Raw genomic sequence first — 26853 nt, forward strand, 5'->3', positions numbered from 1 at the left:
ATATTTTTCCTTATATAACTAAGAAGATTATCATCATAAAAATACTCTACCGCTGCTTTATATTTCATTATTTTCATCTACAATCTTCAAAAAATTCTCCACAATCCGTTCGCCCAAACCAGCCTCCGTCAAAATTGATTCCGGATGAAATTGAACGCCATACATTCGTTGGCTGGGAATTTCAGCCGCCATTAATTCTTGATGGTCATCGATGGCGGTGATCTTAAATTCAGCCGGAAGGGAGGCTCGTTCACCGACTAGGGAGTGATAGCGGGCGACCGTTCCAGTTGTTCCCGCCCCGTGAAAGAGGACACTATCATCATCGAGTTGTAACCGGGAAGTTTTTCCGTGCATCAAGTGTTGGGCGGGAACTACTTGGCCGTCACAAGCTTGAATCATGACCTGCAAGCCCATGCAGACTCCGAGCATCGGTACTTGACCGTGTAACTGACGCACCACGTCCAAACTAACTCCCGCGTCGTCTGGATTTCCGGGGCCGGGAGAAAGGACGATTCCGGCTGGATGTAACGCTTGAATCTCAGCCACCGTCAGTTCGTCGTTTTTGATTACCTGGATGTCGGTTGTAAACTGACCGAGCAGTTGGTACAGGTTATACGTAAAACTGTCGTAGTTATCAATCAGTAAAATCATCTGCTAGTACCTCCTGATGAGTGGCCCGTGCCAGTGCCTGGCGCACCACCCGGGTTTTATTGAAACATTCTTGATATTCGTGCTTGCCAATGCTGTCGGCCACGATTCCCGCGCCCGATTGCACCAGCAGTTGGTCGCCTTTTTGCTGCGCCAAGCGAATTCCGATGGCAAAGTCACAGTCGCCGTTAAAATCGAGGTAGCCAAAGGTTCCACCGTAGAGCCCGCGTTTTTGTTGCTCGAGTTGGGCAATTATTTTTAGGGCCGAACTCTTGGGCGCTCCGGATAAGGTTCCGGCGGGGAAAACGGCTTGGAGGGCATCAAGTGCAGATTGCTCGGGATCAATCTTACTTTCAACGGTCGAAGCGAGATGCATGACTTGTTGGTATTTGTGCAACCGCATATGCTCGGTGACCCGAACGGAGTTAAATTGGCTCACAGCTCCTAGATCATTACGACCTAGGTCGACGAGCATGTTGTGCTCGGCACTTTCCTTGGGATCGCTTAGTAGTTCTTGCGCCATTTGTTCGTCTTCAGCCTTATCTTTGCCCCGGCGCCTGGTTCCGGCTAACGGAAAAGTGGCGAGGTGCGAGCCCTTCTTTCGCAGTAAGGTTTCGGGCGAAGCGGTGGCTGCTTGAAATTCGCCACATCTGAAGTAACAATGGTAGTTACCCGTGAGTTCCTGGTACAACGCGAGCAGACTCCCCGTGGCCTGACCGACCAGGGGATTGGACAAGATGAGTTGGAAAATATCACCTCGATAAATATGGTCGACAACTTGATCAATCAATCGGGTATAGGTCGGTTGGTCGTAGCTTGGTTGCAGGGGATGCGTTAGGTGCAATGTGGGTGCAGTGGTAAAACTAGCCTGTAAGCGCTGCAGCTCCTGCCGCAATTCTGCTAACGTGTCCGGTTCACCCTCGGGCAGATTCTGAATCAGAGTAACTTCGTTCGTTTCTGGAGCAAAGCCCACTACTTCTGTGAAGAGGAGAAAGGCGGCATCAGCAAAATCGTATGGATTAGCCACTGCCGGAATGTTGGGAACGAGTTCACGACTATAATCATAGGCCAGGTACCCCACCAATCCGCCAGAAAAGGGAAGCGGTTGGTCCGCTGCATCGAAATGATATTTCTGCAGTAATTGTTCGAGGTAGGGTTGCAGTTTTTTTGAAATAGAGTGCCCGTTGGTTGTAATCACGCCTTCCCGGTAGGTAATTTGGTGTTGCGGATGCAAGCCAAGGTAAATAATGTGCTGTTGATCAAAGGGTGGTTGCCCCGTGAGATCAAACAGGTAACCAGCGCCGGGATGTTCTTGATGAGCCTGCGCCATGATCTGAGTGGGATTAAAGCCTGGATCGTAATACTTAAAAACGTGTCTTACATAATTTGTCATTGTGTAACCTCCAAAATAAAGAGCATAAAAAAGTCCGCCCATAACAAGTAATTGTTAAGGACGGACAGTTTGATCCGCGGTGCCACCTTAATTGGAGGGTGCTTAAAAAAGCCCCACCCGCCTCAGCGAAGAACAATCATTCTCCCGGAAACTGACGTATTCCAACACGTCACTAAGTACTCGGCGCTCGGCCTTTGATAGTGCCCTCGGTGGTCCATTTAACTACGGGTTGCTTGACTGATCTCTCACCACCATCAGTTCGCTGACAAGGCCGCGTAATCTTGATCTCCACGTCATCGGTTTGGATAACTAGTTTGGTTGTAGTTATCGACGGTTCAAATTGATTTTTCTTAGCCTAAAACATTTCAAAGTTAATGTCAATGCTAAAAAAATTTTAAATTTATTCTTGACAAGGATTTCATTGCTCGTTATGATTAGCAACAACTAAATCCAACCCACAGAAACCGTTGAGATGGAGATTAAAACTAATGTGCCCGCCCAGAGAGTTGCCGGTGGTGAGAATGGCAGCCGAACGCAGTTAGTTAAATGGACCATCGAGGGCAAACCGGAACGCAGTGCAAGTATGGTTTGACGTGCAGACATACGTCAGTTGTCAGGAGGATGATGGTCCTCTGTTAAGTGGGGTAAACTACGATTCTTTCACTGGGAAGGACCGTTTTTTACCCAAATTCAAGGTGGCACCGCGGGAAACCGTCCTTAACTACAACAGTTAGTTAAGGGCGGTTTTTTTGTTGGTTGGAAAATTCAGGGAGGAATGCAACTCATGAAAAGCAAACGATGGCAACGCCGGATTGAAGCTGATCGACACTAGGAATAATAAAAGGAGTTAACCATGATTAAAACCGCAATTACGTTATTGAGCCAACGCCACGATTTAACCGCCGTCCAAACCCATGCTGTATTAGATGAAATGATGAACGATAGAACGACCCCCAGCGAACAAGCCGCCTTTTTAATGGGTCTCGCCAGCAAGGGTGCTACGGTAGCTGAAATTAGTGGGGCTGCCGCTTCGTTACGCGAACACGCCACCCAGATTCAACCGCATCAGAACGTGCTCGAAATTGTCGGCACGGGTGGGGACCACGCCAATACCTTTAACATTTCGACGACCACGGCGTTAGTGGTAGCTGCTACCGGCATCGTCCCGGTGGCTAAACATGGTAACCGCGCCGCCAGCAGTAAAAGTGGGGCGGCAGACGTGCTCGAAGCCCTGGGCGTCAACCTAGCAACAAGTCCTTCCCAAGCAACTCACACTTTGACAACCGAAGGGATTTGTTTCTTATTTGCGCAAAAGTATCATCAAGCCATGCGTTTCGTGGCGCCGGTGCGTCGCGAACTAGAGATTCCCACTCTGTTTAACTACCTGGGACCGCTGGCCAATCCGGCTGGCGCTACCTACCAACTATTGGGGGTGAACGACGTCAGTTTGGTAGAGCCAATGGCGCAGGTGTTAGACCAACTGGGAGTCAAAGAGGCGCTGGTGGTCCACGGTGATGACGGCTTAGACGAAGTTACTTTGACAACCACGACGCACTTTGCCCGGTTACATCAGCACGAAATTACTACGGGAATCATTGATCCGGAAGCATTGGGACTTTCCCTGTGTCAACCGGAGGACTTAGTCGGTGGCACTCCACAAGAAAACGCTGAGATTACCCGCGCCATCTTGCGGGGCGAGCGAGGTCCCCGCCGAGACGTGGTGCTACTAAACGCCGCTTGTGCCTTACACGTGGCTCAACCTGATTTAACGATTGAGGCCGGCTTAAAGGTAGCTGCAGCAACGATTGACAGTGGCAAGGCCGCGCAAAAACTAGCGGAGTTTGTGGCCGCAACCAACGAGGAGGATGACGCATGATTTTAGATGATTTAACCAACGTAACTAAAGCACGCGTTGCCCGAGCTAAAGAGCAGCAACCGCTGGCAGAATTACGATCCCATGTAGAAGAACTGGACCTGACCACCGACTTTCCGTTTGAACAAGCCCTGCGCCAACCCCAACTGAGCTTTATTTGTGAAATTAAGCGCGCATCTCCGTCTAAAGGAGACATTAAAACCACGATTGACGTGCCCCAACTAGCCCGGGATTATGCAGCGGCGGGTGCCGATGCTATTTCGGTTCTGACGGAACCTGATTATTTTAAGGGCAGCCTGGCTGATTTAGAGGCCGTTACGCAAACCGTCTCGTTGCCGGTGTTACGCAAGGACTTTACGGTGGATCCGTACATGATTTATGCGGCGAAACGCGCGGGAGCGAGTGCCATTCTGTTAATTTGTGCGATTTTATCCGATCAGGAGCTACGCGAGTTCTTCGCACTAGCAGATCATTTAAGCTTGTCAGCCATCTTTGAAGCGCATAATGCGACGGAGGTCCAACGGGCAATTGCCGCGGGGGCACGGATCATCGGGATTAATAATCGGAATCTGAAAAACTTTACGGTGAACTTTGACAATGCCAAGCAACTTCGAGAAGCGGTTCCTGCCGACACATTGATGATTGCGGAAAGCGGGGTTAAAACAGCGGCTGACATTAAGGAACTAAGTGGACTAGGTGTCGACGGTGTTTTAGTCGGCGAAACGATGATGTTAGCCCCAGATCCCAAAGCCAAACTACAGGAGTTACGTGATGGTGAAAATTAAACTGTGTGGGTTGCACACCACTGCTGATATTGCCAAGGCTAACCAGGTTCACCCCGATTTTGTAGGATTGGTCTTTGCTCCCAGTCAACGACAGGTTGATCTCAAGACGGCCCGGATTTTAACTCAGGATTTAGATCCTACCATTGCCGTAGCGGGAGTGTACGTAAACGCAAGCACGGAGACCGTGATGGCTGCCGTAACGGATCGGGTACTTCAACTAGTTCAGTACTATGGTGCATTACCTGCCAACTTAATTGCTCAGTTACACGAGCAGCATGTGCAGTTAATCCAGGTAGTTCAGACAGAAACAGATGTTGATCCGGAGGCGGACTACGTGATGTTTGATGCGAGTCGCGGGCGGGGGCAGGCGCCCGCCCAATTTCAAAAACATGCTGTAACTCAGCCGGAGATTTTATCAGGCGGGATCACCTTAGCCAACGTTCAAACGGCCGTAGCAATCGTGAAGCCGGCGGTGGTGGACATCTCCAGCGGAGTAGAAACGGACAGTCATAAGGATTTAGCCAAAATGCAAGCACTAACAGACTTGGTACATCGACTATAAAAGGAGGAAATCAAAATGACAACCAACGGTAAATTTAACGGGTACGGCGGTCAATTTGTTCCAGAAACGCTAATGCAGGAATTACATGAAATTGAAACAACCTACCTCAAGTTACGTGCTGATCCAAAATTTCAAGCAGAGCTCCACGACCTGCTGGATAACTATGCCAACCGCCCCTCGTTGTTGTACCACGCTCAGCACATGACGGAAAAATTAGGGGGAGCGCAAATCTACTTGAAGCGGGAAGATTTGAATCATACCGGTGCTCACAAGATTAATAATGTGTTGGGGCAGGCCTTAGTGGCTCAGTACATGGGGAAACGGAAGTTAATTGCCGAAACCGGAGCCGGGCAACACGGTGTGGCGACGGCGACCGTTGCCGCCCTGTTAGGCATGGATTGTGAAATTTACATGGGCAAGGAGGATACCGAGCGCCAACGGCTGAATGTCTTCCGGATGGAACTATTGGGAGCTAAGGTTCACGCGGTGACGAGTGGTTCCATGGTTTTGAAAGATGCGGTCAACGCGGCCATGCAGGCTTGGGTTGCCAATGTGACTGACACCTTCTATGTTTTAGGTTCTGCCGTTGGCCCACATCCGTTTCCGATGATGGTCCGGGATTTTCAAAGTGTGATTAGTAAAGAGGCAAAACAACAAATTCTGGCTGAAACGGGGCGGCTGCCAGATGCAGTCGTGGCCTGCGTTGGGGGTGGAAGTAATGCCATCGGGAGCTTTGCTGCTTTTCTGGATGATGAAGCCGTCCAGCTAATTGGATGTGAAGCAGCTGGAAAGGGCGTTCACACTAAGCAACAAGCCGCCACGATTACCAACGGAACCGATGGGATTTTTCACGGCATGAAGTCGAAGTTTTTACAAAACTCAGCTGGGCAAATTGATGAAGTTTATTCAATTTCGGCGGGGTTAGATTATCCGGGAATTGGACCTGAACACGCGGCATTAGCGCAATCGGGACGCGCCCAGTACGTGCCGATTACTGATGATGAAGCCGTCCAAGCCTTTGAATTCATTGCTAAAACGGAAGGGATCATTGCGGCAATTGAAAGTGCCCACGCGATTGCTTACGTGGAAAAATTAGCGCCGACGATGCGGCCCGATCAGACGATTATCTGTACGTTGTCGGGACGAGGAGATAAGGACGTGGCGTCCATTGCGCGCTACAAAGGAGTGAAAATCGATGAGTAAATTGGAACAAGTTTTTGTAGACCAGCAAGCGTTTGTCGGTTTTGTCGTGGCGGGGGATCCCAGCCTGGATGCGACCGTGGACAATATTTTGGCGCTGGCTGCTGGTGGGGCAGATTTAGTTGAAGTTGGGATTCCGTTTTCCGACCCAGTGGCAGATGGGCCGGTGATTGCAGCCGCAGATAAGCGAGCCCTAGATCGCCAGGTGACAACCGATGACGTTTTTAACGTGATTCGGCGGGTACGGGAGCAATCAGACGTGCCGCTGGTCTTTTTGACCTACGTAAACTTAGTTTACCAGGTTGGGTACCGGGAGTTTTGCCGCCGTTGTGCGGAATTGAACGTGGCCGGCATGATTATTCCTGATTTACCGTACGAAGAACAAGCTGAGTTATTAGCTGCTACGCAAGAATTTAACCTGGATCTGGTTCAACTGATAGCTCCGACTTCTCAGGCGCGAATCAAAAAAATTGCAGAACGAGCGACTGGGTTCATTTACCTGGTCTCTTCAATGGGAACAACCGGAACGCGGGATGAATTTCAAACTGATTTGCAGGCAGTGATAACCGAAATTCGCCGGTACACGTACACGCCCGTTGCAATTGGCTTTGGGATTCATACTCCAGAACAGGCCCACGCGATGATTCAGGTGGCCGATGGGGTCATCGTCGGGAGTCAAATTGTAGATTTAATTGCAAAGGCAGGAACACAAGCGCCGGAGCAGTTGACTGCTTACGTGCGGGAGATGAAACAAGCGGTTGCGAAATGAGGCAGTGCTAGTTCTGTACAAGTAAATTGTGTCTATTATAATTTTTATCATTTAGAAAAAATAAACGTTCGAAACAAAATTAAAGATTGACTTAAATATTTAATCATGATAAACTTCAAACAATAAAATTAATAAGAAAGGAAATATAACCCATGATTTGCACAAACATTATGTATTCAAATAATGCGTTATTACTCAACTTATTAGATCATTTGACCTAACGAGTTGAGCTATTTGGATGCGCAGTCGTTAGGCAACCTAGTCTAACGACTGAGTGAGATTCTGAGGTTATATTTCAGGCTCTCGGTTAGTCTTTAGACTAATCGGGGGCCTTTTTTTATTACAACTTTTTTACGGAGGAAAATATGAAAGCAATTACCTTTTTTGATACCACTCTACGAGATGGGGAACAAACAATTGGCGTAAACTTTACAACCGCAGAAAAACAAGCAATTGCCCAAGCATTGGATAAATGGGGAGTTGCCACTATTGAAGCGGGTTTTCCCGCAGCATCTGCTAAAGATTTTGCAGCGGTTGCTCAAGTAGCTGAAGTAGTTAAGCATGCTAACGTAACGGGACTGGCTCGCTTGAAGCGGACTGACATTGACGCAGCGGTTCAGGCAGTAGCAGCAGCCAAACATCCGTTGATTCACGTATTTATTGCCACTTCACCGATTCATCGTGATAGTAAACTGCACATGTCGAAAGCCGAATTATTGCAAAAAATTGCAGCAGATGTTGCTTATGCCAAGCAATCCATTGACCAAGTGATGTTCTCGCCGGAGGATGCAACCCGCACGGAACCAGATTTTTTGGTAGAAGCCGTGACAACTGCAATTAATGCCGGAGCTACTCATATTAATATTGCTGACACGGTTGGCTTTAGCACTCCTACTGAATTTGCAGCACTATTCAAAAATTTGCAGGAACAAGTTCCCCAATTTGATGAAATTACCTGGTCGACTCATACCCATGATGATTTGGGAATGGCAACTGCAAACGCTCTAGCTGGAATTGCGAATGGAGCGACTGAAGTGCAAGGGACCATTAATGGAATTGGAGAACGAGCGGGTAATTCAGATTTGATTGAGGTCGCCGCTGCATTGCATGTAAAGCACGCAACCTACCAAGCTGTTGAACCGGTGGAATTGTCCATGAGCAAACAAATTTCTAATCGCGTAGCGCAAGCCACTAATATTCCGGTTTCACCTAATAAGGCCATTGTTGGTAAAAATGCCTTTTCTCATGAATCGGGAATTCATCAAGATGGTTTTTTGAAGAATCCAGCAACCTATGAAGTTCTCACTCCGGAAACGGTTGGAATGGTTTCAAATCTTCCACTCGGAAAATTATCTGGATCTCATGCTGTCATGAGCAAATTAAACGGGATGGGATATCAAGTTACGAAAGCAGAAATGGCTGATATTTTTCCCGTCTTTAAGCAGATTGCTGAAAGAACAGATGTGGTTTCTGATCGAGAGTTGCGGGATATGATGAAAGTTGTGCAAGCACAAGCAACGGAGGGGCAATAGTCGTGAAAGCTAAAGAAATTGCGGTCTTGCGTGGTGATTACATTGGACCAGAAATTATGGAAGCGGGGCTGCAAGTTTTACAAGCAGTTACAGCCGGGAAGAACGTTCATTACAATCTTTCTGAATATCCGTTTGGTGGGGCTGGGATTGATCAAAGCGGTGAACCATTCCCAGCTTCGACAAAGGCCGGGGTTTTAGCAGCAGATGCTGTTTTGCTTAGTGCGATTGGTGGTCCCAAATGGGATCAAGCCACGATTCGTCCAGAAACCGGTTTATTGCAGCTTCGCAAAACATTAGGAGTCTTTGCAAATCTTCGGCCTACGGTTGTCAATCCAGCGTTAATTGAGCGTTCGCCATTAAAAGCACAAATAGTAGCAGATACAAATTTTTTGATGGTTCGCGAGTTAACCTCTGGCGCTTACTTTGGAGAACCGCGCCGGCTAACTCAACAGGATGCATTGGATACTATCTATTACAGTCGTCAAGAAATTGAACGGGTCATGAAAGTGGGCTTTCAGTTAGCTCAAACGCGGAAGCAACACGTCACAATTGTGGATAAATCAAACGTACTCGCTACTTCTAAGTTGTGGAGACAAGTTGCGCATGAACAAGTAGCGCAATTTCCAAACGTAACGGTCGATGATTGTTATGTAGATGCGATGGCGATGAATCTTTTGTCCCAGCCAAACCAGTTTGACGTTATTATTACGCCAAATTTGTTTGGCGATATTCTTAGTGATGAAGCAGCCGAACTAACCGGGTCCATTGGAACAATTCCGTCCGTTTCTTTAGGAAAAGGGCAACGAGCTTTGTACGAACCCATTCATGGTTCGGCACCAGATATTGCTGGAAAAGGCATTGCCAATCCGTTTTCCATGATTAATACAATTGCATTGTTGTTAAAGCACACATTTCACCGGCCGGAGTTAGCCACTAAAATCGATGGGGCATTAACTCGAACCATTGAAAGTGGAGTGGTTACCCCCGATTTAGGCGGTAGTGCAATAACGACGGAAGTAACTCAGACCGTCATTCATAATTTAGAAGGGGGAGCCTAATGGGAAAAACCATGTTTGATAAATTGTGGGATGACCATGTCATTACTGGAAAAGTGGGAGAACCGCAACTGTTATACGTGGACCTTCATTTAGTTCATGAAGTGACATCACCACAGCCATTTGAATCGTTACGAACCAACCATAGACGAGTACGTCGTCCAGATCTAACCTTTGCCACAATGGATCATAACGTCCCCACTAAAGATATTTTTAACGTTCAGGATCAAATGTCGAAATTACAAATGGAAACCCTGAAGCGTAATACCGATGAATTTGGAATCGAGTTGGCGGCCGTGGGAGAGGCTGATCAGGGAATTGTGCACGTCATTGGACCAGAGCGCGGATTAACCCAACCCGGAAAAGTAATTGTGTGCGGCGATTCACATACGGCAACCCATGGAGCCTTTGGTGCACTGGCGTTTGGAATTGGAACGTCTGAGGTTGAACACGTTTTGTCTACGCAAACGATTTGGCAGGTAAAACCTAAAACGATGGGGATTAAAGTGACAGGAAAGTTGGCTCCCAATGTTTCAGCTAAGGATTTGATTATGGCCTTGATTGCTAAATATGGAACTTCTTTTGGAACTGGATATGCAATTGAATTCTATGGAGAAACGATTGAACGACTAACGATGCCAGAACGAATGACGATTTGTAACATGTCCATCGAAGCAGGTTCTAAAACGGAAATGGTACGCCCAGATCAAACAACCTTTGACTTTGTTAAGGGACGTCAACATGCTCCACACCGAATGGAAGCTGCCATTGCCGATTGGAAACAGTTATACACGGACGATGAAGCTGATTTTGATCAGGTGCTGCACTTGGACGTTAGTAACCTCAAACCGATGGTAACTTGGGGGACTAATCCAGGTATGGCGGTTGCTGTGGATCAACGACTACCTGAAATTTGTAATGATGACGATCAAAAAGCATATGAATACATTGGCTTACAGCCGGGAATGCAAGTCACAGAAATTCCTTTGGATTATATCTTTATCGGTTCTTGCACTAATGGTCGCCTGGAAGATCTCCAAATGGCAGCAAATGTAATGAAAGGAAAACATTTAGCCCCTAACATTACCGCTTGGATTGTCCCCGGTAGTCGTAAGGTACGCAATCAAGCCATCCAGTTAGGCTTGGATTGTATTTTTAAAGCAGCTGGATGTGAATGGCGTGAGCCAGGATGTTCGGCTTGCTTGGCAATGAATCCGGATAAGATTCCAGCTGGAAAGCACGTTGCGTCCACATCAAATCGGAACTTTGAAGGTCGGCAGGGAGCCGGTTCACGAACTCATTTGGCTTCACCAGCGATGGTAGCTGCGGCTGGAATTAACGGACATTTCGTTGATATTAGTAGTGATACTGAAGAGGAATTTTAGAATGGAACAACCAACCCAACTGCAGCAGCAAATGTTGGAATGCCTTTCTTCCGTAGTTGATCCGGAACTGGGCGTAGACATTGTGAATCTTGGCCTCATTTACAAATTAGCGTTTGTGTCCGGAACGGTAACCGTCCAACTGACATTGACTACGATGGGATGCCCTTTAATAGAGGAATTAGAGCAAATGATTCGGCAGGCATTGTTACATCTGAAGTCGGTCAAAACGGTTCAGATTGAATTAGTTTGGGAACCAGCCTGGACACCGCAACGGATGAGTCGAGCGGCTCGTTTAGCACTTGGAATTCATTAATTGAAAGCATAGCAAAGGAGCAAACAGTGGAAGCATTTGTTACAGAAACAGGAAAAGCAGTGGTATTACCACGTGATGACATTGATACTGATTTGATCTTACCGAAACAATTTTTAAAGAACATTCTCAAAACGGGATTTGGAGTGGATTTGTTTTATGACTGGCGTTACTTGGATGATGGTAGTCCAAATCCAGACTTTGCGCTAAATCGACCAGAGAATCAGGGAGCAACGATTTTAATTACTGGCTCGAACTTTGGAGCCGGTTCTTCGCGAGAACATGCTGTTTGGGCTTTAACGGGTTACGGATTTAGGGCAGTCATTGCTGGCAGTTTTTCAGATATTTTTTACATGAATGCCACTAAGAATGGATTACTACCAATTCAATTACCTAAGGAACAACGGGAATTCTTAGAAACGGTGCGTCCAGAGGAACGAATTTACATTGACTTACCCCATCAAACGGTGACACTACGAGAGCATAGTTTTTCGTTTGAAATTAATCCCCAATGGAAAAATAAATTTATCAATGGAGAAGACGACATTGATATTACGATGAAATATGAACAACAAATCACAGAATTTGAACAACAGCGACCAAATTACGATTAAAGATTATAGGAGAAGAACATGAATAAACACATTAATTGGAATGGTAATGTCCAACCTGAAGCAGTAGAAATTTTAACTGGTGCAGGAGGAATGATTGTGAGTCCAACAAAAGTCGGATACATTATCATGACTTCTGATAAAGCAGGCTTGGAACGTAAATTCACAGCAAAACAACGGAAGAGAAACAAACCAGGAGTCGTTTTGTGTGGCTCGTTGGAAGAACTGGATGAATTAGCTGAAATGACACCCACCATCCGAAAAATGTATCAAGAACATTGGGACCAAGATATTTTGTTAGGTTGTATTTTGCCATGGAAGGCTAGTGGTAAGGAAAAATTACCAGCGGATGGTAGTCAAGAATTGATGATGGACCGACGTGAAACTAGCTGTTTTGTGATTAAATTTGGGAAACCAAGTGAAATGATTGCCAAAGAATTGTGGGAAAAGGAAGGTCAGTTTGCCTTTGCTAGTTCTGCTAATCCATCTGGTAGGGGAAATAAAGGTAAAGTGAAAAACATTGGGGATCGAATTGAATCTCAAGCCGATTTGATCATTGAAGCTGATGATTATGTGGCTTCCATTCAACCAAACGAAACTGAGCAAACGCGGTATGAGCAAGGAGTGATGGTTTCGATGGTGGATGAACAGGGCAAGTTGATCTCAGAACAAGTTCAAGCCATGGAAAAACAACCAGTTCCAGTTGTGATTCGCAAGGGATTGGATGTGGATAAGATTATGAAAATCATGAGTGATCTGTTTTGGAGTTGGGATTATCGCCAGGGAGCATATTACTAGGAGGGTTTTAATGACGACATTAACGATTAAAGATTTGCACGTAGAAGTAGAAGGTAAAGAAATTTTAAAGGGTGTGAATCTAACCGTAAAGACGGGAGAAGTTCATGCCATCATGGGACCAAATGGAACCGGGAAATCAACTCTTTCTCAAACCATTATGGGTCATCCTGCCTATAAACGTACTCAAGGCCAGATTTTACTAGACGAACAAGATATAGACGAATGGACCGTTGATGAACGAGCTCGGGCTGGCTTATTCTTAGCAATGCAATATCCAGCAGAGATCCAAGGGGTTACGAACGTAGAATTTATGCGTGCGGCGATGAATGCACGCCGCAGTGATGATGATCAAATTGGAATTACCGAATTTTTACGTCAATTGGATCAGAATCGCGAAATTTTATCGATGCCAGAAGAAATGACGGAACGTTATTTAAATGAAGGTTTTTCTGGTGGAGAAAAGAAGCGAAATGAAATTTTACAGATGATGATGATTAAACCAAACATTGCTATTTTGGATGAAATTGATTCAGGGTTAGATATTGATGCCTTAAAGGTAGTTGCTCGAGGAGTTAATTCAATGCGCTCACCTGAGTTTGGGGTATTGATGATTACTCATTATCAACGCCTGCTTGATTACATCGAACCGGATTTTGTGCACGTTATGATGGGGGGCCGAGTGGTTAAAACCGGGGGATCAGAATTAGCTAAACGACTAGAAGAGAATGGTTATGCACAATTACGTGATGATTTAGGCCTCAACATTAAACTGACAGATGAAAATTAAGGAGGGTCAGGATGACAGATTTGCAAACGTTCAAACGAAAACTGGCTAGCGGTGAACCGCAGTCAGAAGCTGATCCGACTTTTGCTAAAGTACGATACCATAGCTGGCATTTAGAGCAACTTCATTCGGTTGCAACCGGAAATACTGAATTGCCTAGTCGTCCGCTCCCCAATGGAATCGAGTTAGTCCAAGCCCAAGTACGTTGGAGTCATTTGACGGAAAAGCTAACTAAGCAGGGTATAGTTGTTTGTGATTTTCAAACCGCGCTTAGTCATTTTCCTAACGTATTGCAGCGGAGCTTGGGCCAAGTAATTGGGCCTCATGCTAACACATTAGCCGCCATTAATTGGAAGGAATTTACGAATGGAATTCTGGTTTGGGTTCCTGCAGAAACTCATGTCACGGAGTTAATTAATGTTATTCAAACAATAACTGCTGATTTAGCTAGTCGATTGATTGTTTACGTGGAAAATCAGGCTCAGGTTACCATTTTAAGTCAGTTACGATCCACAGAAATTGCTCAAGGAAAGAGTTCATTAGTGATGGAAGTAGTTGCAGAACCTGGCGCCGAAGTTAATTTGATTACGGTTGATGAAATTGGACCCCAGCTTCAGGGAAGTATTTTTCGTAAAGCAACCGTGAGGCAGGGAGCTCAGGTAAATTGGTACAATGCCGAGTTGAATCAAGGCAATCAACTGATTGATTTACAAAGCCAATTGGTGGGAACTGGCGCTCAATCTTTAACGAACGTGATTGCCTTAACTAGTGATAAACAGATTCAGGGACTCAATACTAAAATTCTGAACCAAGCCCCGCATACCGTTGGGAATATCCTACAACGAGGAGTTATATTGGATCGTTCCCGGTTAGTTTTTAATGGAATTGGAGAAATAAAACAAGGGGCTGTGGGTTCTGATGCGCAACAAGAATCTCGGGTTTTGATGCTTAGTAAGTATGCCCGTGGAGATGCTAATCCGTTGTTACTAATTGATGAAAGTGACGTTACCGCGGGACATGCTGCTTCAGTGGGACGTGTGGATGCTGACCAACTTTATTACCTCATGAGTCGTGGTATTGATAAAAAAACAGCGCAACGATTAGTGATTAGAGGATTTTTAGGACCAGTGGTGGTTAAGATTCCGACTAAAGAAGTTCAGCAAGAAGTGATTAATTTAATTGAAAAGAAGTTAGTGGCTGCCGAGTTACAGGGGGAGGATTAAGGAGATGGAAATAGAACGCGAGGATGCACTGCGTAAGACGAAAGAAGCCATTGGTGCCGATCAAGAATATCAGTTTGCATTTCAAGATGATTTTACCCCAGAATTTTCGACTGGAAAGGGAATTTCCGAAGAGATTATTCGTAAAATTTCTGCCCATAAAAATGAACCTGAGTGGATGCTTGAATATCGATTAGAAGCTTATCGAGCTTATCAAAAAATGCCGATGCAAACATGGGGTCCAGATTTAAGTGCGATTGATTTTGACGACATTTATTACTACAACAAACCGACGGCTGAAAAGTATCGTGATTGGGAAGACGTTCCCGAACAACTTAAGGAAACATTTGAAAAACTTGGAGTTCCAGAGGCAGAACGACGCTGGTTGGCTGGATCATCTGCTCAGTATGAGTCAGAAGTAATTTACCACCGTATGAAAGAAGAGTTTGATAAAACAGGAATTGTTTTTACAGACACAGATACAGCGTTACAACAGTATCCAGAGCTCATGAAAGAATACTTTGGAAGTCTGGTAAAACCCACTAATAACAAATTAGCAGCCTTAAATGCAGCCGTGTGGTCGGGAGGAACCTTTATCTATGTTCCTAAAGGAGTTCACGTTACCACCCCAATCCAATCTTACTTTCGTATTAATCAAGAAAATGAAGGTCAATTTGAACGAACGCTAATTATTGTGGATGAGGGGGCTCACGTTGATTATGTAGAAGGATGTTCTGCCCCAATGTATTCTGGGGATGCACTGCACGCGGCCGTCGTTGAAGTAATTGTAAAGAAAGATGCTTATTGTCGTTATACAACCATTCAAAATTGGTCAAATAATGTTTATTCTCTAGAAACCAAGCGTGCGGCTGCTGCTGAAAATGCCACCATGGAGTGGGTGGATGGTAACTTTGGTTCAAAAACAACTATGAAGTACCCATCTGTTTACTTAAATGGAGAAGGCGCCCGGGGAACGATGCTATCGATTGCAGTAGCAGGGAATGGAGTTAATTTGGACTCGGGGGCGCAAATGATTCACAATGCTCCTAAAACATCTTCTTCGATTATTTCTAAATCAATTGCTCACGATGGGGGAGCAACCGATTACAGAGGAACAGTGAAATTTGGTCGGGCTGCTGACGGGTCCTTTGCGCACGTGGAATGCGATACGATTTTGGTTGATGATGAATCATCAGCAGATACGATCCCTTATAACACCATTTTGAATGGGAATGTAACAATGGAGCACGAAGCTAAAGTTTCTAAGGTATCAGAAACGCAGCTTTATTACCTGATGTCGCGGGGAATTTCAGCTGCCAAAGCAACAGAAATGATTATTATGGGATTCGTGGAACCGTTCACTAAGGAATTGCCGATGGAATATGCGGTTGAACTGAATCGGTTAATGAAATTTGAAATGATTGGTTCCGTTGGATAAGAAGTGAAACTGTAATTGAAGGAAGGGAAAAAGATGGTAGTTAGTGATTTGAGTACTCTGGTTCTGGTGGCTCATCCTAGTTTAATGAGTTCGCGAATTAACGCTAGTTTAGTGAAAGCGGGAATTACGCTGCCAAACGTTACCATTCATAATTTATATGGTTGCTATCCTAACCATCAGATTGACGTTGATTTGGAACAACGGTTGGTAGAAAATCATGAGCGGATTGTCTTTCAATTTCCCTTTTACTGGAATAGTTCACCAGCTCTTTTAAAAGATTGGTTTGATAAGGTGGTTTTACATGGATGGGGATACGGAAGCACAGGGCGATCTTTAAATGGAAAGCAATTATAACTAGCTGTCTCAACTGGAAGTGCTGCTTCGGTCTACACCAAAACTGGTAGAATGCATACCACTATGAATGAATTGTTAAGTCCATTCGCTTTAAATGCCGCTTTTACGAACATGGAATATAAGCAACCATTTTTGACGATGGGAACTTTTTCAATGAGTAATAGTGAATTGCAACAGCAAGAAAATAAATATCAACAGTTTTTACGGAATCAATGGTTGTAAATTCTGCATATTTTAATCAAGTAAAAAAGACTAGAATAAATAATTCTAGTCTTTTTGCAGTTATTAACATTAGTTACGTGACTTTAATTTAGGGGGTATAGCTCATTTTGATTCCAACCTTTTTTATTGATCATGAAATTCTTAACTGATCTAGTTGATCCTTATCAGTAAAAGAAAGGAGATTAACTTGAGCTGATTCAGCAATTTTTTTTGCTCTTGGACTTGGTTTGCCAAGTTCGTCATTATAAACGATGAAATAATAGTTACAAAATAATTATGCATTTTTGATTGTAGCAAAAAATTAACTAAATGTTAAGTTTTGGTAAAGGAAAATTTAACTCTTGGTTTCTTTTTTTCTGCCTACAAAAAAGAACTCAGCAGCTTCCAACTACTGAGGGTCTCTTACTTCAATTAAAGTTAGTCATCCAAACTTTAGAATGTTTTTCATAACTCAGCATTTAGTCCGCTATGGACTACTAGTGTTGATTCTGGTGATAGTAAAAAAGCTCAATCCCATCGTGGATTGAGCTTTTCCTTCCTTATTTTTGTTCATCATTTTCAGTTTCATTTTGCCGTTGGAACGTTGCGATGTTCTTGTATTCTGGTTGCAAAGCCCGGCTTAAACGAATGTAAATTGGAATTAATTCGCGGTAAGCTTTGTAGTTTTCTGGGTTAGGCTTGTGCGTGTTGGTAACCCCAACAAACTTTTCAACGTCGTACAGACTGTCAATCATGTTGAAGCTGTACATTCCTAACACAGCAGCTCCCAAAGCTGTTCCTTCAACGCTTTCAGGGATGTTTACGTCTTGTTCAAAGACATCTGCTAACATTTGCCGCCAGAGTTCAGAACGAGCGAACCCACCGGTTGCTTGAATCTTAGTTGGTTCACCAACCACTTCAGAAAGAGCCAGCATGACGGTGTACAGGTTGTAAACGATTCCTTCAAGGGCCGCACGAATCATGTTAGCCCGGGTGTGTTGCCGGGTTAACCCAAAGAAAGTTCCACGGGCATCGGCATCCCAGATTGGAGCCCGTTCTCCGCCTAAGAATGGCAGGAAGATTAAACCATCAGAACCGGCTGGAATGGAGGAAGCAATCTTAGTTAACAGGTCGTAGGCATCTAGGTTCATTTCTTCGGCTGTAACTTTTTCTGGGAGACAGATTTGGTCTCTGATCCAACGGAAGACGATTCCACCGTTGTTAACGGGTCCCCCAATGACCCACATGTCTTTAGCAAGGTAGTAACAGAATACCCGAGCCTTCGGGTCAATCCGTGGTTTATCGCTGACAATCCGGACGGCCCCAGAAGTTCCAATCGTGACCGCAATCACACCCGGTTTGATGGCGTCTACTCCCAGGTTGGCCAACGGGCCATCAGAAGCTCCGATGACAAAGGGAACGTCCTTGTCAATTCCAATCATGTTAGCGTAACGTTCGTTCATCCCTTGGAACTGGTAAGTGGTGTCCACTAATTCGGGCAGTTGATCTCGGGTTACGCCGGCTACTGACAGTGCTTGGTCGTCCCAATCCATGTTAAAAATGTTGAAGAGGGCGGTGGCATTAGCAATTGAGTAGTCTTCTTTTAGCGTGCCAAAGAGCTTGTAGTTGACGTATTCTTTGATGCCGACAAAGTAACGCGTCTTTTTGAAGATTTCTGGCTTTTCGTTCTTAATCCACATAATCTTCGTTAATGGAGTCATGGGGTGCACTGGAACTCCGGTCTTTTTGTAGAGTTCCATTCCGATGCCGTTGTTCTTTAATTCGTCGGCATAGTTTACGGCCCGGTTGTCTGCCCAAGTGATGGCCCGGGTTAATGGTTTGTGATTTTCATCCAAACAGATCAAGCTGTGCATCGCACAGGAGTAAGAAACACCCTTTAATTCCCCTGGCTTTAAATCAGCTTTTTCAATCACTTTAGATAATCCCGAGATGATGGCACTAAAAATTTCTTCTGGATCTTCTTCGGCCATGTCTGGCGTATCTTGGTACAGATTGTACAAATCGTTTGAGTAGCCGCGCACCTTACCGGCTTCGTCATAAAGTACCGTTTTGGTACTGGTAGTTCCAATGTCAAGTCCAATTACGTATTCCATAATAATTCCCCTTAATTGTGTATTTTGGCTGGGTCAACCAACTTTTTTTCACTTTATTGTAACGCTTACATTATATGGGAAATTGGCAAGCACTTCAAGCGAGAGCGCGCTAATCATGGTAAGATAAAGGTAATCTTAAACTATACGATGGGGGACTGACAAACGGATTGAAACGCGTGGATTACCAACGAAAACAATTACACCACCAGCGGCGTAAAAACTGGCTGACCGGGGGAATTTGCCTTTTCCTGTTGGTGCTGGGGGTAGTGGTGTACAACCAGATTGTGAACCGCCATCAACGCCAGCAGGTCTTTTTGCGAAATTATCCGGTGCGGGGCGTTTTAATTGATCAAACCGATGAATACGCGGATTTTAACCAACTGCAAACTAACGGGATGCGGTACGTTTACATTCGCGCGACGCAGGGGGCCACTTTGACGGATGACGATTTTAACGACAACTATACCCGCAGCATTGGTTCGGGACTCAAGGTCGGCGTTTATCATCAATATAGTTTTAGTAGTTCCATCAAGGAACAGGAACAAAACCTGAAACATACGCTCGGAAATAACATTGGCGATCTTCCCATTATGATTAACGTTTCTTATTATAATGACTATAATGCAGAAAACGTTGATCAAAAGCGATTGGAACGTCGTCTGCGGGAATTAGTGGCCTGGACTTCTAAGTATTCAAATCGACCGGTATTAATTAAGACCAGTCGGACCAATTATCGGGCGCTCCGTCACATTCCCAATACGGAGTTTATGCTTCCTAAGGCGACGACCGGGAAAAAGGCAACCTTTGCGAGTCTGAATCAGCGCGACCAGCTTTATAATAATGGTAAGGGGAGCGATTTTCGGATGACGGCCTTTCGCGGGAGTAAGGTACAATGGAATCGGTACCTCCAAGAATTAAAACAGAATGAAAGCAGAAAGAGTGAATTAAATGATTAGATTAGGAACGATTGGAACCAACTGGATTACAGAACGGATGATTGAAGCGGCTCATGCAGCCGGCGAATACAAGCTAACCGCAGTCTACTCGCGACACGAAGCTAGCGGCCAAGAAATTGCGAAGGGTCATGGCGACGTCCAGATTTACACCGATTTAGACCAATTTTTATCAGTAACCGACGTGGATGTGGTTTACATTGCCTCTCCTAACGTGTTACACCATTCCCAAATTGTCCAGGCAATTCAACACGATAAGAACGTGATTGTAGAAAAGCCAGCAGTGCTAACGCAGTACCAATTTCAAAACATTCTTGATGAATTGGCGCACCACCCAGGAGTGCACTTCTTTGAAGCAGCTCGAAACGTTCACATGCCGGCTTTTCAAGTTGTAACGGATTATTTAGACCAACTAGATGAAATCGATGGGGCTGACTTTACCTTTAGCCAGTACTCGTCTCGTTACGACAAGGTCTTAAACGGAGAAGTGCCAAATGTTTTTAATCCTCAGTTTGGGGGCGGGGCGTTGGCTGACCTTGGAGTTTACCCAGTTTATGATGCAGTGGGCTTATTCGGGGTTCCAGAACGCCTAGCTTACTACCCAACCATGATTTCCACCGGAGTGGACGGTAAGGGAACTGCCATTTTAAACTACGGAGATTTTGACGTGACGCTTAACTTTAGCAAGCTCTCAACGTCAACGCATAACTCAGAAATTTACCATGGTCGTGAAGTAATCACGCTTGATAGTGCAGGAGAAGTGACTGAAGCTTCGATTATCCGGGAAAACCAACGGCAAATTCTGAGCCCATTGTATGGCAAGAACCCGATGATTCCTGAAATGATGGACTTTGCACGGGTACTGAATGATCCTGCTGATGAACAAAATCAAGCGGACTACCACCGCTGGTTAGACCAGATGCAAAACGTAAATCTCGTGTTGAGTCGGTTAGCAAACTTCGCCGGCATCGAATACCCCACTAAACTGGAGGAAGATTAATCGTGTTAGAACAATTTGCCACGCGCTTCGCCCAGCTGGGGTATAATGCGCCTACAGCCATTCAAACGGCGGTTTATGAACCGATGATTGACGGGGGTACTGACATTGTGGGGCTATCTCCGACGGGTTCTGGAAAAACGGTTGCCTTTTTGATGCCAATTTTGGCGAACTTAATGCCCGGAGAAGGCCCACAAGCAATTGTGTTAGAGCCCTCGCAGGAATTGGCGATGCAGGTAACCAATGTGATTCGGGACTGGGGAGCGCCCTTTCATGCTAAGGTACTGCCCATCATTGGAGGCGCCAACGTTAAACGGCAACAAGAAAAATTAAAAAAACGCCCTGAAATTATCGTGGGAACCCCTGGTCGGGTGTTAAGTTTGCTGCAAGATCATAAACTGAAGGCGCAAAACATTGAAACCGTAGTGGTTGATGAGGCGGACGATTTACTTCAGGACGATTCGTTAGAAAAGGTGCGCCAGATTGTGGCAACCGTTCCGCGCGATGCCCAGGTGGCTTACTTTTCTGCCACGGAGAGTGAAATTTTACATCATCTTGACGAGGAAATGGGGAAACCAGCGCAGATTATCGACGTGCGCGACCAAGATCGGACGCGCGGAGCGGTTCGACACGGTCAATTTCAAGTATCGCGAGGTAAACGGAATGACGTCTTGAACCGCTTGACCAAGCTTCCCAACTTTAAGGCACTGGTCTTTTTTAACCAAACAACCGAGTTGAACCGGTCGTACAATTTCTTTAAGCACCAGGGGTATGCCCGAGCCGAAAAGTTAAGTGGAACGGAAAGTAAACTGCAACGGGAGCGGGCGTTAAAGGCCTTTCGGAAAGGACAGCTTAAATTATTACTCACTACCGATGTGGCGGCGCGGGGACTGGACATTCCTAAGCTCCCAGTGGTGGTTAACTATGATTTGCCGACCGATGCTAATACCTACGTTCACCGGGTGGGACGGACCGGCCGGATGGGAGAACCGGGACTAGTCATTAACTTTGGAGATGACCATGACCTTCGGGATTTAAAGAAGCTTTTAAGAGAAACGGAGTATGATTTGCAACCGATTTACTACTACCGCGGTCAGTTAGTTGATCATGTTGATGCTCCCCAGGAAAAGCAGCCTACCCCAGCCACTCCACGGGCCACGGCACAGCCAGGCGATCAGGTAGAGTCGACTAAGTCTACCCCCGTTCAACCCAATCCGCCGAAACAACGAAAGCGTAAGAAGAATCGGCGACGAGACCAAAAGAACAAGGGAAAGCGGCGGCACTCCTAACCACCTTTACGGAACTAAATTTTCATGAGAAAATAACTAGGAAGTTAATTGGCCCCATAGCACAACTGGATAGGGCATCCGCCTCCTAAGCGGCAGATCTCAGTTCGAGTCTGAGTGGGGTCATTTACGTTCCTAGTTGATAGATAAACTAAATCGGGGACTAAAAAAGCACGGAACTAGTTTTGTAGTGCCCCATAAAAGTTAGACAAAATCTAATTTTTATGGGGTATTTTTTATGACTAAATACGATACAAAATTCAAAATTAAAGTAGTTGAATTTTACTTGAATAACCCGGTTTCCATTAGGGAAACCGCTAGAAAATTTAACATCAAATCTAATACTAATCTATTGCAATGGATCGAAATTTATAAATCGGAAGGACCGTTAGGGCTAAAAGTTAATCGATCACATAAAATTTATTCCAGAGAATTTAAATTAAGCGTGGTAAACTACTATAAAACTCATGAAACTAGTATTCGGCTTACAGCATTAGAATTTAAACTCAATCAAAGTCAAGTACAAAATTGGATTTATCAATTTAATCATTTTGGTGCTGAGGCGCTCTTACCGAAAAGGCATGGTAGACCATCAATGAAGAAAAAATATAAAGATTCACCCTTATCACAAGATAAGGAGTCAGCTTATTTAGATGAAATTTCTAAGCTAAAAGCTCAAATTAATGAAAATCAGATGGAGATTGATATCTTAAAAAAACATCTAGCCTCAGAGTATGGCATAAAAATTGGACAAAACGACAATTGGAAGCACAGGTCATAGATACTTTGAGGCATAAGTATTCGCTCAAACAGCTTTTTCGTTACTTTTCAATGGCTCGCTCAACCTTCTATTACAATCTTAAACGAGCCAAACAACCAGATAAATATCAGCAAGTTAAATCAGAAATTAAATCCATTTTTAGTAAAAATCTAGAAACCTTCGGTTACAGAAGAATCTGGTTGAAATTGGTTAAATGTGGAATTAGTATTTGTCCAGAAACAGTTAGAAAATTAATGACTCAATTGGGAATTAAAACTAAAGTGTATTCTAAACCTACCAGCAAAAGATATAGCTCGTTTCGTGGCAAAGTGGGGAAAATTGCGCCTAACTTATTAAAGCAACACTTTAGTGAAAAGATACCGTTTAAAGTGCTGCACACTGATATTACCCAGGTTCAACTAGTTGACGGTAAGAAGGCTTATATTTCGGCTATTATTGATGAAGCTTCTAGTGAAGTCATTTCATTAGTAGCAGATAATAATGAAAGGTTTCAGTTAGTGGAAAGAATGTTAAATGAAACTAAGATCAAAATAAAAGACTTGAAGCAAGTAACAATTCACTCAGATCAAGGATTTCATTATCAAATTCCAGCATATCAAAGCTGGATTAAAGCTAATCACGTAACTCAAAGCATGTCTAGGAAAGGTAATTGTCTTGATAATGCGCCAATTGAAAGTTTTTTTAACTTGTTGAAACGAGAATGTTTAAATCGAATTAAATTGACCTCTTTAACTTCGTTAAAGCAGGTCTGCCAAGAATATGTTAAATGGTTTAACAAGGAAAGAATTTCAGGTAACAAAAAAGGACTTACTCCGATTGAATATCGGAATAAATCCTTAAAAACTGAATAATGTCATGTCCAACTTTTATAGGGCACTACATTTGTAGTTCCGTGCTTTTTTGCGTTAATTAGTGAACGGGCCATTGGGGTTGTTTTCCATCGGCAACCCGGATGATTTCTTGGGCTGCATCGGTTGCCATCCGATTAGTACATTCAACGGTATTGGAAGCAATGTGTGGAGTCATCAAGACGTTGTCAAGGTCATAGAGGGGACTGGATTGGGGAAGTGGTTCATCATCAAAGACGTCTAATGCAGCTCCTCGAATTGCCCCCGTTTTTAACGCCGTGACGAGGTCGGGAGTATTGACCACGGCTCCCCGAGCAAAGTTAATCAAGACGGCTGAGTCTTTCATCAACTCAAACTCGCGGGCGGCAATGGAATGCTTGGTTTCCGGACGGACTGGCATGTGGAGGGTCACCACGTCTGACTCGCGGAGTAAGGTGTCACGATCGACCACGGTGCCAAACTTAGCGGTTGTCGCATGGGGAGAAGTTACTAGAATCCGCATGTCTAAGGCGCTCATTTTCTTTTCAACCATCTTCCCAATCCGGCCATAACCGATGATCCCCAGCGTTTTACCGGCTAGGTCAAAACCGTGGTGCTGGCGTGCCGCTGCCCAGTGACCGGCCTGCATTTCGTTTGTTGCGGTAACTAGTTGTTTAGACAGAGCCAGGATGGATGCCATGGTGGTTTCGGCAACCGTTCCAGCGTTAGCCAAGGGGGTGATGGTTACGGCAATCCCGTGGGCGTTTAGGTAGGGAACGTCAAGGTTATCGTAGCCGACTCCGTTTCTGGCAATGATTTTAAGGTTCGGCATGTGTTCAATCGTTTCGTTGGGAAACGGGGCCGTATAAAGAATCACCCCCATGGCATCTGGGGCTAGTTCTAAGAGGGTACTTACTTTTTGGTCAGGTAATTCCACAACCGTTAACCCGTGGTCTTTTAAAAGTTGCTTTCCGGCAGCTGCCAGGGTTTGTGGCACGGCGATTTTTGGTGACATAATCATCCTTCTTTCGTTTATTTTGGCAATCTTCTCCTTCATTGTACAAGAGATGGGAACCGTTAGAAACGAAGTTGCTTCAGCTGGATCTAACTGAAACTTAACTAAATTTTTCTTAGTTTTGGGCAACTGGTGCTATACTAGAATAAATGAAATAGAGAGGGTTGACGTCTTGAACACGATAAAAAAATACCGCAAACAAATCGGGATGGGAGTTCTGATTCTGGTGGTTTTAATTGTGGGCATTTTGACCGGAGTGAACCGGTATCAACTGTACCAGGAACAGACCAAGGCCGATAATTTGCACACGAAGTATCACATGTTGAAAAAATCATACGATGAAATGACAACTGATGACGTGACGTATCAGGAAAATTTAACGTATGAAAACATGAAAACGATTGCTAAAACGAATAACGAGGCCCTTACCAAGGCGTTGCAGGCCACGTTTGGGGATTATCCAACGGAAGATGCTAAACAAAAGGCGATTACAACCGTCCAAAAGCAATACATGTCGAAGGCAGATGCAACGGCTTTGATTAATTCAGTTCCGGGACCGACCCAACTGAATAACGTCAGTATCTACAACTACAGTAGTCAAGAAGCTCGAGACGGGCACTATTACTACTCTAACGTCACGGTGACTTACTACGGTCGGCATCACCGGCGTTTGCACACCAACCGGTACCTCTTTAAGGTGGACTTAAACCGTGGGGACTTGAATTCTAACAAGATCCGGTTCCACTTGATTCAAATCTTTAGGGGGCAGAAGCAATGATTAAAAAAATCAGACAAGCAATTACGTTAGATCGAATCATTGTGGTGGTGGCCCTGATTATTTTAGTGGCCTTGGTGATTTGGAACGTTGTTATTTTTAACCAACGAAAATCGGCACAGGCGGATGTTACGACCACCCAACAAAAGATTAATAAGGTTAGCAAGGACTTCACGCCTAAATACCGGAAGACGGAGGCTAAGGCGCGGGAAGAATTTAAGCAAACCCATAGTGATCCTTTAAATCAGAATAATTAAGAAAATGAGCGTTCGCGAACGGCGGGCGCTCATTTTCTTAATTAATTTAAAATTAACGGTTGACAATATATCCGAACCATATATAATAAATACCAACAATTAAATGTAAAACATAAACAAAAAGAACGGGAGAGTAACAAATGTTCGATAGTTCAGAAAGTCTACGGTTGCTGCGAGTAGATCGAATCGACGTTTGCGAATATGGCCCGCAAATTGGCAGCATTGAGATTTAAATGCTGATGGGGTGGCAACCATTATTCACTGCACGCGTTATTAGAGTGACGTTGGTGAGGATAACTGTGTAAGCAGTTGTCGAAGTAGAATGGTACCGTGGAGAAATCCGCTTCTAGTTAATGACTAGGAGCGGATTTTTTTGTTGCTCGGGTTTTTTAGGATGCATTTAATTGCGTGAGTTAACTGAGCGAGAAAGAAGAGAGGAGTTTCAAAATGACAAAAGTAGAAAGTTTTACGTTAGATCACACCAAGGTGCAGGCTCCGTACGTACGGTTAATCACCAAGGAAGCGGGGCCACAGGGCGATGTGATTTCTAATTTTGATTTACGGCTCGTGCAACCCAATGCCAACGCGATTCCGACGGCAGGGCTGCATACGATTGAACATTTGTTAGCTGGGTTATTGCGAGATCGGTTGGTTGGTGTGATTGACTGTTCGCCGTTTGGATGTCGAACCGGATTTCACCTAATTATGTGGGGAACTCCGACAACAAAAGAAGTTGCCCAAGCTCTGAAAGAATCGCTGACTGAGATCCGGGATCAGATTGAATGGGATGACGTGCAGGGTACCGATCAATACAGTTGTGGGAACTATCGTGATCACTCCTTATTCTCGGCGAAGGAATGGTCTAAAACCATCCTCGACCAGGGAATTAGTGCTGATCCATACGAACGGAAATTAGTTTAGGAGGAAAAA

At 44.7% G+C, this 26853-nt stretch carries 26 protein-coding genes, 1 tRNA gene and 1 pseudogene; 24 read left to right on the forward strand and 4 right to left on the reverse strand.

Annotation, left to right across the window (positions count from 1 at the left end; genetic code table 11):
* Positions 1–57: 57 nt before the first annotated feature.
* Positions 58–651 (reverse strand): anthranilate synthase component II, encoded by a 594-nt coding sequence (locus M3M39_RS03295; protein WP_252797813.1) that lies wholly within the window; start codon positions 649–651, stop codon positions 58–60.
* Positions 635–2041 (reverse strand): anthranilate synthase component I family protein, encoded by a 1407-nt coding sequence (locus M3M39_RS03300; protein ID WP_252797816.1) that lies wholly within the window; start codon positions 2039–2041, stop codon positions 635–637. Before M3M39_RS03300 ends, M3M39_RS03295 begins: the two co-directional genes overlap by 17 nt.
* Positions 2042–2894: 853 nt before the next feature.
* On the opposite strand from M3M39_RS03300, the gene trpD reads away from it, so the two are divergent.
* The 15 genes and pseudogenes from trpD to M3M39_RS03375 all read left to right on the forward strand — a co-directional run bounded on the left by trpD (position 2895) and on the right by M3M39_RS03375 (position 16939).
* On the forward strand, positions 2895–3917 hold the full coding sequence (gene trpD / locus M3M39_RS03305) for an anthranilate phosphoribosyltransferase (protein ID WP_252797818.1): 1023 nt from the start codon (positions 2895–2897) through the stop codon (positions 3915–3917).
* Entirely contained in the window at positions 3914–4699 is a 786-nt protein-coding gene (gene trpC, locus M3M39_RS03310) for an indole-3-glycerol phosphate synthase TrpC (protein ID WP_252797820.1), read from the forward strand. The genes trpD and trpC overlap by 4 nt, the downstream gene beginning before the upstream one ends.
* Positions 4686–5261 (forward strand): phosphoribosylanthranilate isomerase, encoded by a 576-nt coding sequence (locus tag M3M39_RS03315; RefSeq protein WP_252797822.1) that lies wholly within the window; start codon positions 4686–4688, stop codon positions 5259–5261. Before trpC ends, M3M39_RS03315 begins: the two co-directional genes overlap by 14 nt.
* Before the next feature lie 15 nt (positions 5262–5276).
* On the forward strand, positions 5277–6464 hold the full coding sequence (gene trpB, locus M3M39_RS03320) for a tryptophan synthase subunit beta (protein WP_252797823.1): 1188 nt from the start codon (positions 5277–5279) through the stop codon (positions 6462–6464).
* Positions 6457–7230: a tryptophan synthase subunit alpha gene (gene trpA / locus M3M39_RS03325; RefSeq protein WP_252797825.1), complete on the forward strand. Its 774-nt coding sequence runs from the start codon at positions 6457–6459 to the stop codon at positions 7228–7230. The genes trpB and trpA overlap by 8 nt, the downstream gene beginning before the upstream one ends.
* Positions 7231–7595: 365 nt before the next feature.
* Positions 7596–8762: a 2-isopropylmalate synthase gene (locus M3M39_RS03330; RefSeq protein WP_252797826.1), complete on the forward strand. Its 1167-nt coding sequence runs from the start codon at positions 7596–7598 to the stop codon at positions 8760–8762.
* Positions 8763–8764: 2 nt separating this feature from the next.
* A complete protein-coding gene (leuB, locus tag M3M39_RS03335) occupies positions 8765–9820 on the forward strand; it encodes a 3-isopropylmalate dehydrogenase (RefSeq protein WP_274705491.1) in 1056 nt (351 codons plus the stop codon).
* Entirely contained in the window at positions 9820–11202 is a 1383-nt protein-coding gene (leuC, locus tag M3M39_RS03340) for a 3-isopropylmalate dehydratase large subunit (RefSeq protein ID WP_252797828.1), read from the forward strand. Before leuB ends, leuC begins: the two co-directional genes overlap by 1 nt.
* 1 nt (position 11203) lies before the next feature.
* On the forward strand, positions 11204–11515 hold the full coding sequence (locus M3M39_RS03345; RefSeq protein WP_252797829.1) for a metal-sulfur cluster assembly factor: 312 nt from the start codon (positions 11204–11206) through the stop codon (positions 11513–11515).
* Positions 11516–11541: 26 nt separating this feature from the next.
* Entirely contained in the window at positions 11542–12126 is a 585-nt protein-coding gene (gene leuD / locus M3M39_RS03350; protein ID WP_252797831.1) for a 3-isopropylmalate dehydratase small subunit, read from the forward strand.
* A gap of 18 nt (positions 12127–12144) precedes the next feature.
* Positions 12145–12921, forward strand: a complete 777-nt coding sequence (locus M3M39_RS03355) for an L-threonylcarbamoyladenylate synthase (protein ID WP_252797833.1) — start codon at positions 12145–12147, stop codon at positions 12919–12921.
* A gap of 10 nt (positions 12922–12931) precedes the next feature.
* Complete coding sequence (sufC, locus tag M3M39_RS03360) at positions 12932–13708, forward strand: Fe-S cluster assembly ATPase SufC (RefSeq protein WP_252797839.1); 777 nt, start codon at positions 12932–12934, stop codon at positions 13706–13708.
* 11 nt (positions 13709–13719) lie between these two features.
* On the forward strand, positions 13720–14928 hold the full coding sequence (gene sufD, locus M3M39_RS03365; RefSeq protein ID WP_252797840.1) for a Fe-S cluster assembly protein SufD: 1209 nt from the start codon (positions 13720–13722) through the stop codon (positions 14926–14928).
* A gap of 4 nt (positions 14929–14932) precedes the next feature.
* Positions 14933–16363, forward strand: coding sequence for a Fe-S cluster assembly protein SufB (gene sufB / locus M3M39_RS03370; RefSeq protein ID WP_252797842.1), 1431 nt, complete (start codon positions 14933–14935; stop codon positions 16361–16363).
* Positions 16364–16396: 33 nt separating this feature from the next.
* Positions 16397–16939, forward strand: a pseudogene (locus tag M3M39_RS03375) (NAD(P)H-dependent oxidoreductase).
* 539 nt (positions 16940–17478) lie between these two features.
* Here the strand turns inward: M3M39_RS03375 and gntK are convergent.
* Positions 17479–19032, reverse strand: coding sequence for a gluconokinase (gntK, locus tag M3M39_RS03380; protein WP_252797844.1), 1554 nt, complete (start codon positions 19030–19032; stop codon positions 17479–17481).
* 176 nt (positions 19033–19208) lie between these two features.
* Between gntK and M3M39_RS03385 the strand changes: the two genes are divergently transcribed.
* The 6 genes from M3M39_RS03385 (at position 19209) to M3M39_RS03410 (ending at position 23900) form a co-directional block, all read left to right on the forward strand.
* On the forward strand, positions 19209–19988 hold the full coding sequence (locus tag M3M39_RS03385) for a GH25 family lysozyme (RefSeq protein WP_252797845.1): 780 nt from the start codon (positions 19209–19211) through the stop codon (positions 19986–19988).
* Positions 19981–20985 (forward strand): Gfo/Idh/MocA family protein, encoded by a 1005-nt coding sequence (locus M3M39_RS03390; protein WP_252797846.1) that lies wholly within the window; start codon positions 19981–19983, stop codon positions 20983–20985. Before M3M39_RS03385 ends, M3M39_RS03390 begins: the two co-directional genes overlap by 8 nt.
* A gap of 2 nt (positions 20986–20987) precedes the next feature.
* Entirely contained in the window at positions 20988–22271 is a 1284-nt protein-coding gene (locus M3M39_RS03395; protein WP_252797848.1) for a DEAD/DEAH box helicase, read from the forward strand.
* Between the two features lie 50 nt (positions 22272–22321).
* Positions 22322–22394, forward strand: a tRNA-Arg gene (locus tag M3M39_RS03400).
* Between the two features lie 112 nt (positions 22395–22506).
* Positions 22507–23049 (forward strand): helix-turn-helix domain-containing protein, encoded by a 543-nt coding sequence (locus M3M39_RS03405; RefSeq protein ID WP_252796985.1) that lies wholly within the window; start codon positions 22507–22509, stop codon positions 23047–23049.
* Between the two features lie 5 nt (positions 23050–23054).
* A complete protein-coding gene (locus tag M3M39_RS03410) occupies positions 23055–23900 on the forward strand; it encodes an IS3 family transposase (protein WP_252797956.1) in 846 nt (281 codons plus the stop codon).
* A 58-nt stretch (positions 23901–23958) separates the two neighbouring features.
* On the opposite strand, the gene M3M39_RS03415 is transcribed toward M3M39_RS03410, so the two are convergent.
* On the reverse strand, positions 23959–24891 hold the full coding sequence (locus tag M3M39_RS03415) for a phosphoglycerate dehydrogenase (protein WP_252797849.1): 933 nt from the start codon (positions 24889–24891) through the stop codon (positions 23959–23961).
* Positions 24892–25063: 172 nt separating this feature from the next.
* Here M3M39_RS03415 and M3M39_RS03420 point away from each other — a divergent pair, with 172 nt between their 5' ends.
* The 3 genes from M3M39_RS03420 to M3M39_RS03430 all read left to right on the forward strand — a co-directional run bounded on the left by M3M39_RS03420 (position 25064) and on the right by M3M39_RS03430 (position 26844).
* Positions 25064–25669, forward strand: coding sequence for a hypothetical protein (locus M3M39_RS03420; protein ID WP_252797850.1), 606 nt, complete (start codon positions 25064–25066; stop codon positions 25667–25669).
* Positions 25666–25923 carry a hypothetical protein gene (locus tag M3M39_RS03425; protein ID WP_252797852.1) on the forward strand — a complete coding sequence of 86 codons (258 nt, stop codon included), beginning with the start codon at positions 25666–25668 and terminating at the stop codon, positions 25921–25923. Before M3M39_RS03420 ends, M3M39_RS03425 begins: the two co-directional genes overlap by 4 nt.
* Before the next feature lie 447 nt (positions 25924–26370).
* Complete coding sequence (locus tag M3M39_RS03430; protein WP_252797853.1) at positions 26371–26844, forward strand: S-ribosylhomocysteine lyase; 474 nt, start codon at positions 26371–26373, stop codon at positions 26842–26844.
* Positions 26845–26853: the final 9 nt, after the last annotated feature.

This window comes from Fructilactobacillus hinvesii (assembly GCF_024029435.1).
GTDB classification, from domain to species: Bacteria; Bacillota; Bacilli; order Lactobacillales; family Lactobacillaceae; genus Fructilactobacillus; species Fructilactobacillus hinvesii.

What these genes read in the sequence shown, in the direction of transcription:
- sufC (WP_252797839.1), top strand. Translation starts at nt 12,932, where the DNA reads ATGACGACATTAACGATTAAAGATTTGCACGTAGAAGTAGAAGGTAAA.
- M3M39_RS03415 (WP_252797849.1), bottom strand. Translation starts at nt 24,891, where the DNA reads ATGTCACCAAAAATCGCCGTGCCACAAACCCTGGCAGCTGCCGGAAAG.
- M3M39_RS03355 (WP_252797833.1), top strand. Translation starts at nt 12,145, where the DNA reads ATGAATAAACACATTAATTGGAATGGTAATGTCCAACCTGAAGCAGTA.
- M3M39_RS03405 (WP_252796985.1), top strand. Translation starts at nt 22,507, where the DNA reads ATGACTAAATACGATACAAAATTCAAAATTAAAGTAGTTGAATTTTAC.
- M3M39_RS03390 (WP_252797846.1), top strand. Translation starts at nt 19,981, where the DNA reads ATGATTAGATTAGGAACGATTGGAACCAACTGGATTACAGAACGGATG.
- M3M39_RS03430 (WP_252797853.1), top strand. Translation starts at nt 26,371, where the DNA reads ATGACAAAAGTAGAAAGTTTTACGTTAGATCACACCAAGGTGCAGGCT.
- trpC (WP_252797820.1), top strand. Translation starts at nt 3,914, where the DNA reads ATGATTTTAGATGATTTAACCAACGTAACTAAAGCACGCGTTGCCCGA.
- sufD (WP_252797840.1), top strand. Translation starts at nt 13,720, where the DNA reads ATGACAGATTTGCAAACGTTCAAACGAAAACTGGCTAGCGGTGAACCG.
- trpB (WP_252797823.1), top strand. Translation starts at nt 5,277, where the DNA reads ATGACAACCAACGGTAAATTTAACGGGTACGGCGGTCAATTTGTTCCA.
- M3M39_RS03295 (WP_252797813.1), bottom strand. Translation starts at nt 651, where the DNA reads ATGATTTTACTGATTGATAACTACGACAGTTTTACGTATAACCTGTAC.
- M3M39_RS03300 (WP_252797816.1), bottom strand. Translation starts at nt 2,041, where the DNA reads ATGACAAATTATGTAAGACACGTTTTTAAGTATTACGATCCAGGCTTT.
- trpA (WP_252797825.1), top strand. Translation starts at nt 6,457, where the DNA reads ATGAGTAAATTGGAACAAGTTTTTGTAGACCAGCAAGCGTTTGTCGGT.
- M3M39_RS03315 (WP_252797822.1), top strand. Translation starts at nt 4,686, where the DNA reads ATGGTGAAAATTAAACTGTGTGGGTTGCACACCACTGCTGATATTGCC.
- gntK (WP_252797844.1), bottom strand. Translation starts at nt 19,032, where the DNA reads ATGGAATACGTAATTGGACTTGACATTGGAACTACCAGTACCAAAACG.
- leuC (WP_252797828.1), top strand. Translation starts at nt 9,820, where the DNA reads ATGGGAAAAACCATGTTTGATAAATTGTGGGATGACCATGTCATTACT.
- M3M39_RS03330 (WP_252797826.1), top strand. Translation starts at nt 7,596, where the DNA reads ATGAAAGCAATTACCTTTTTTGATACCACTCTACGAGATGGGGAACAA.
- trpD (WP_252797818.1), top strand. Translation starts at nt 2,895, where the DNA reads ATGATTAAAACCGCAATTACGTTATTGAGCCAACGCCACGATTTAACC.
- sufB (WP_252797842.1), top strand. Translation starts at nt 14,933, where the DNA reads ATGGAAATAGAACGCGAGGATGCACTGCGTAAGACGAAAGAAGCCATT.
- M3M39_RS03425 (WP_252797852.1), top strand. Translation starts at nt 25,666, where the DNA reads ATGATTAAAAAAATCAGACAAGCAATTACGTTAGATCGAATCATTGTG.
- M3M39_RS03345 (WP_252797829.1), top strand. Translation starts at nt 11,204, where the DNA reads ATGGAACAACCAACCCAACTGCAGCAGCAAATGTTGGAATGCCTTTCT.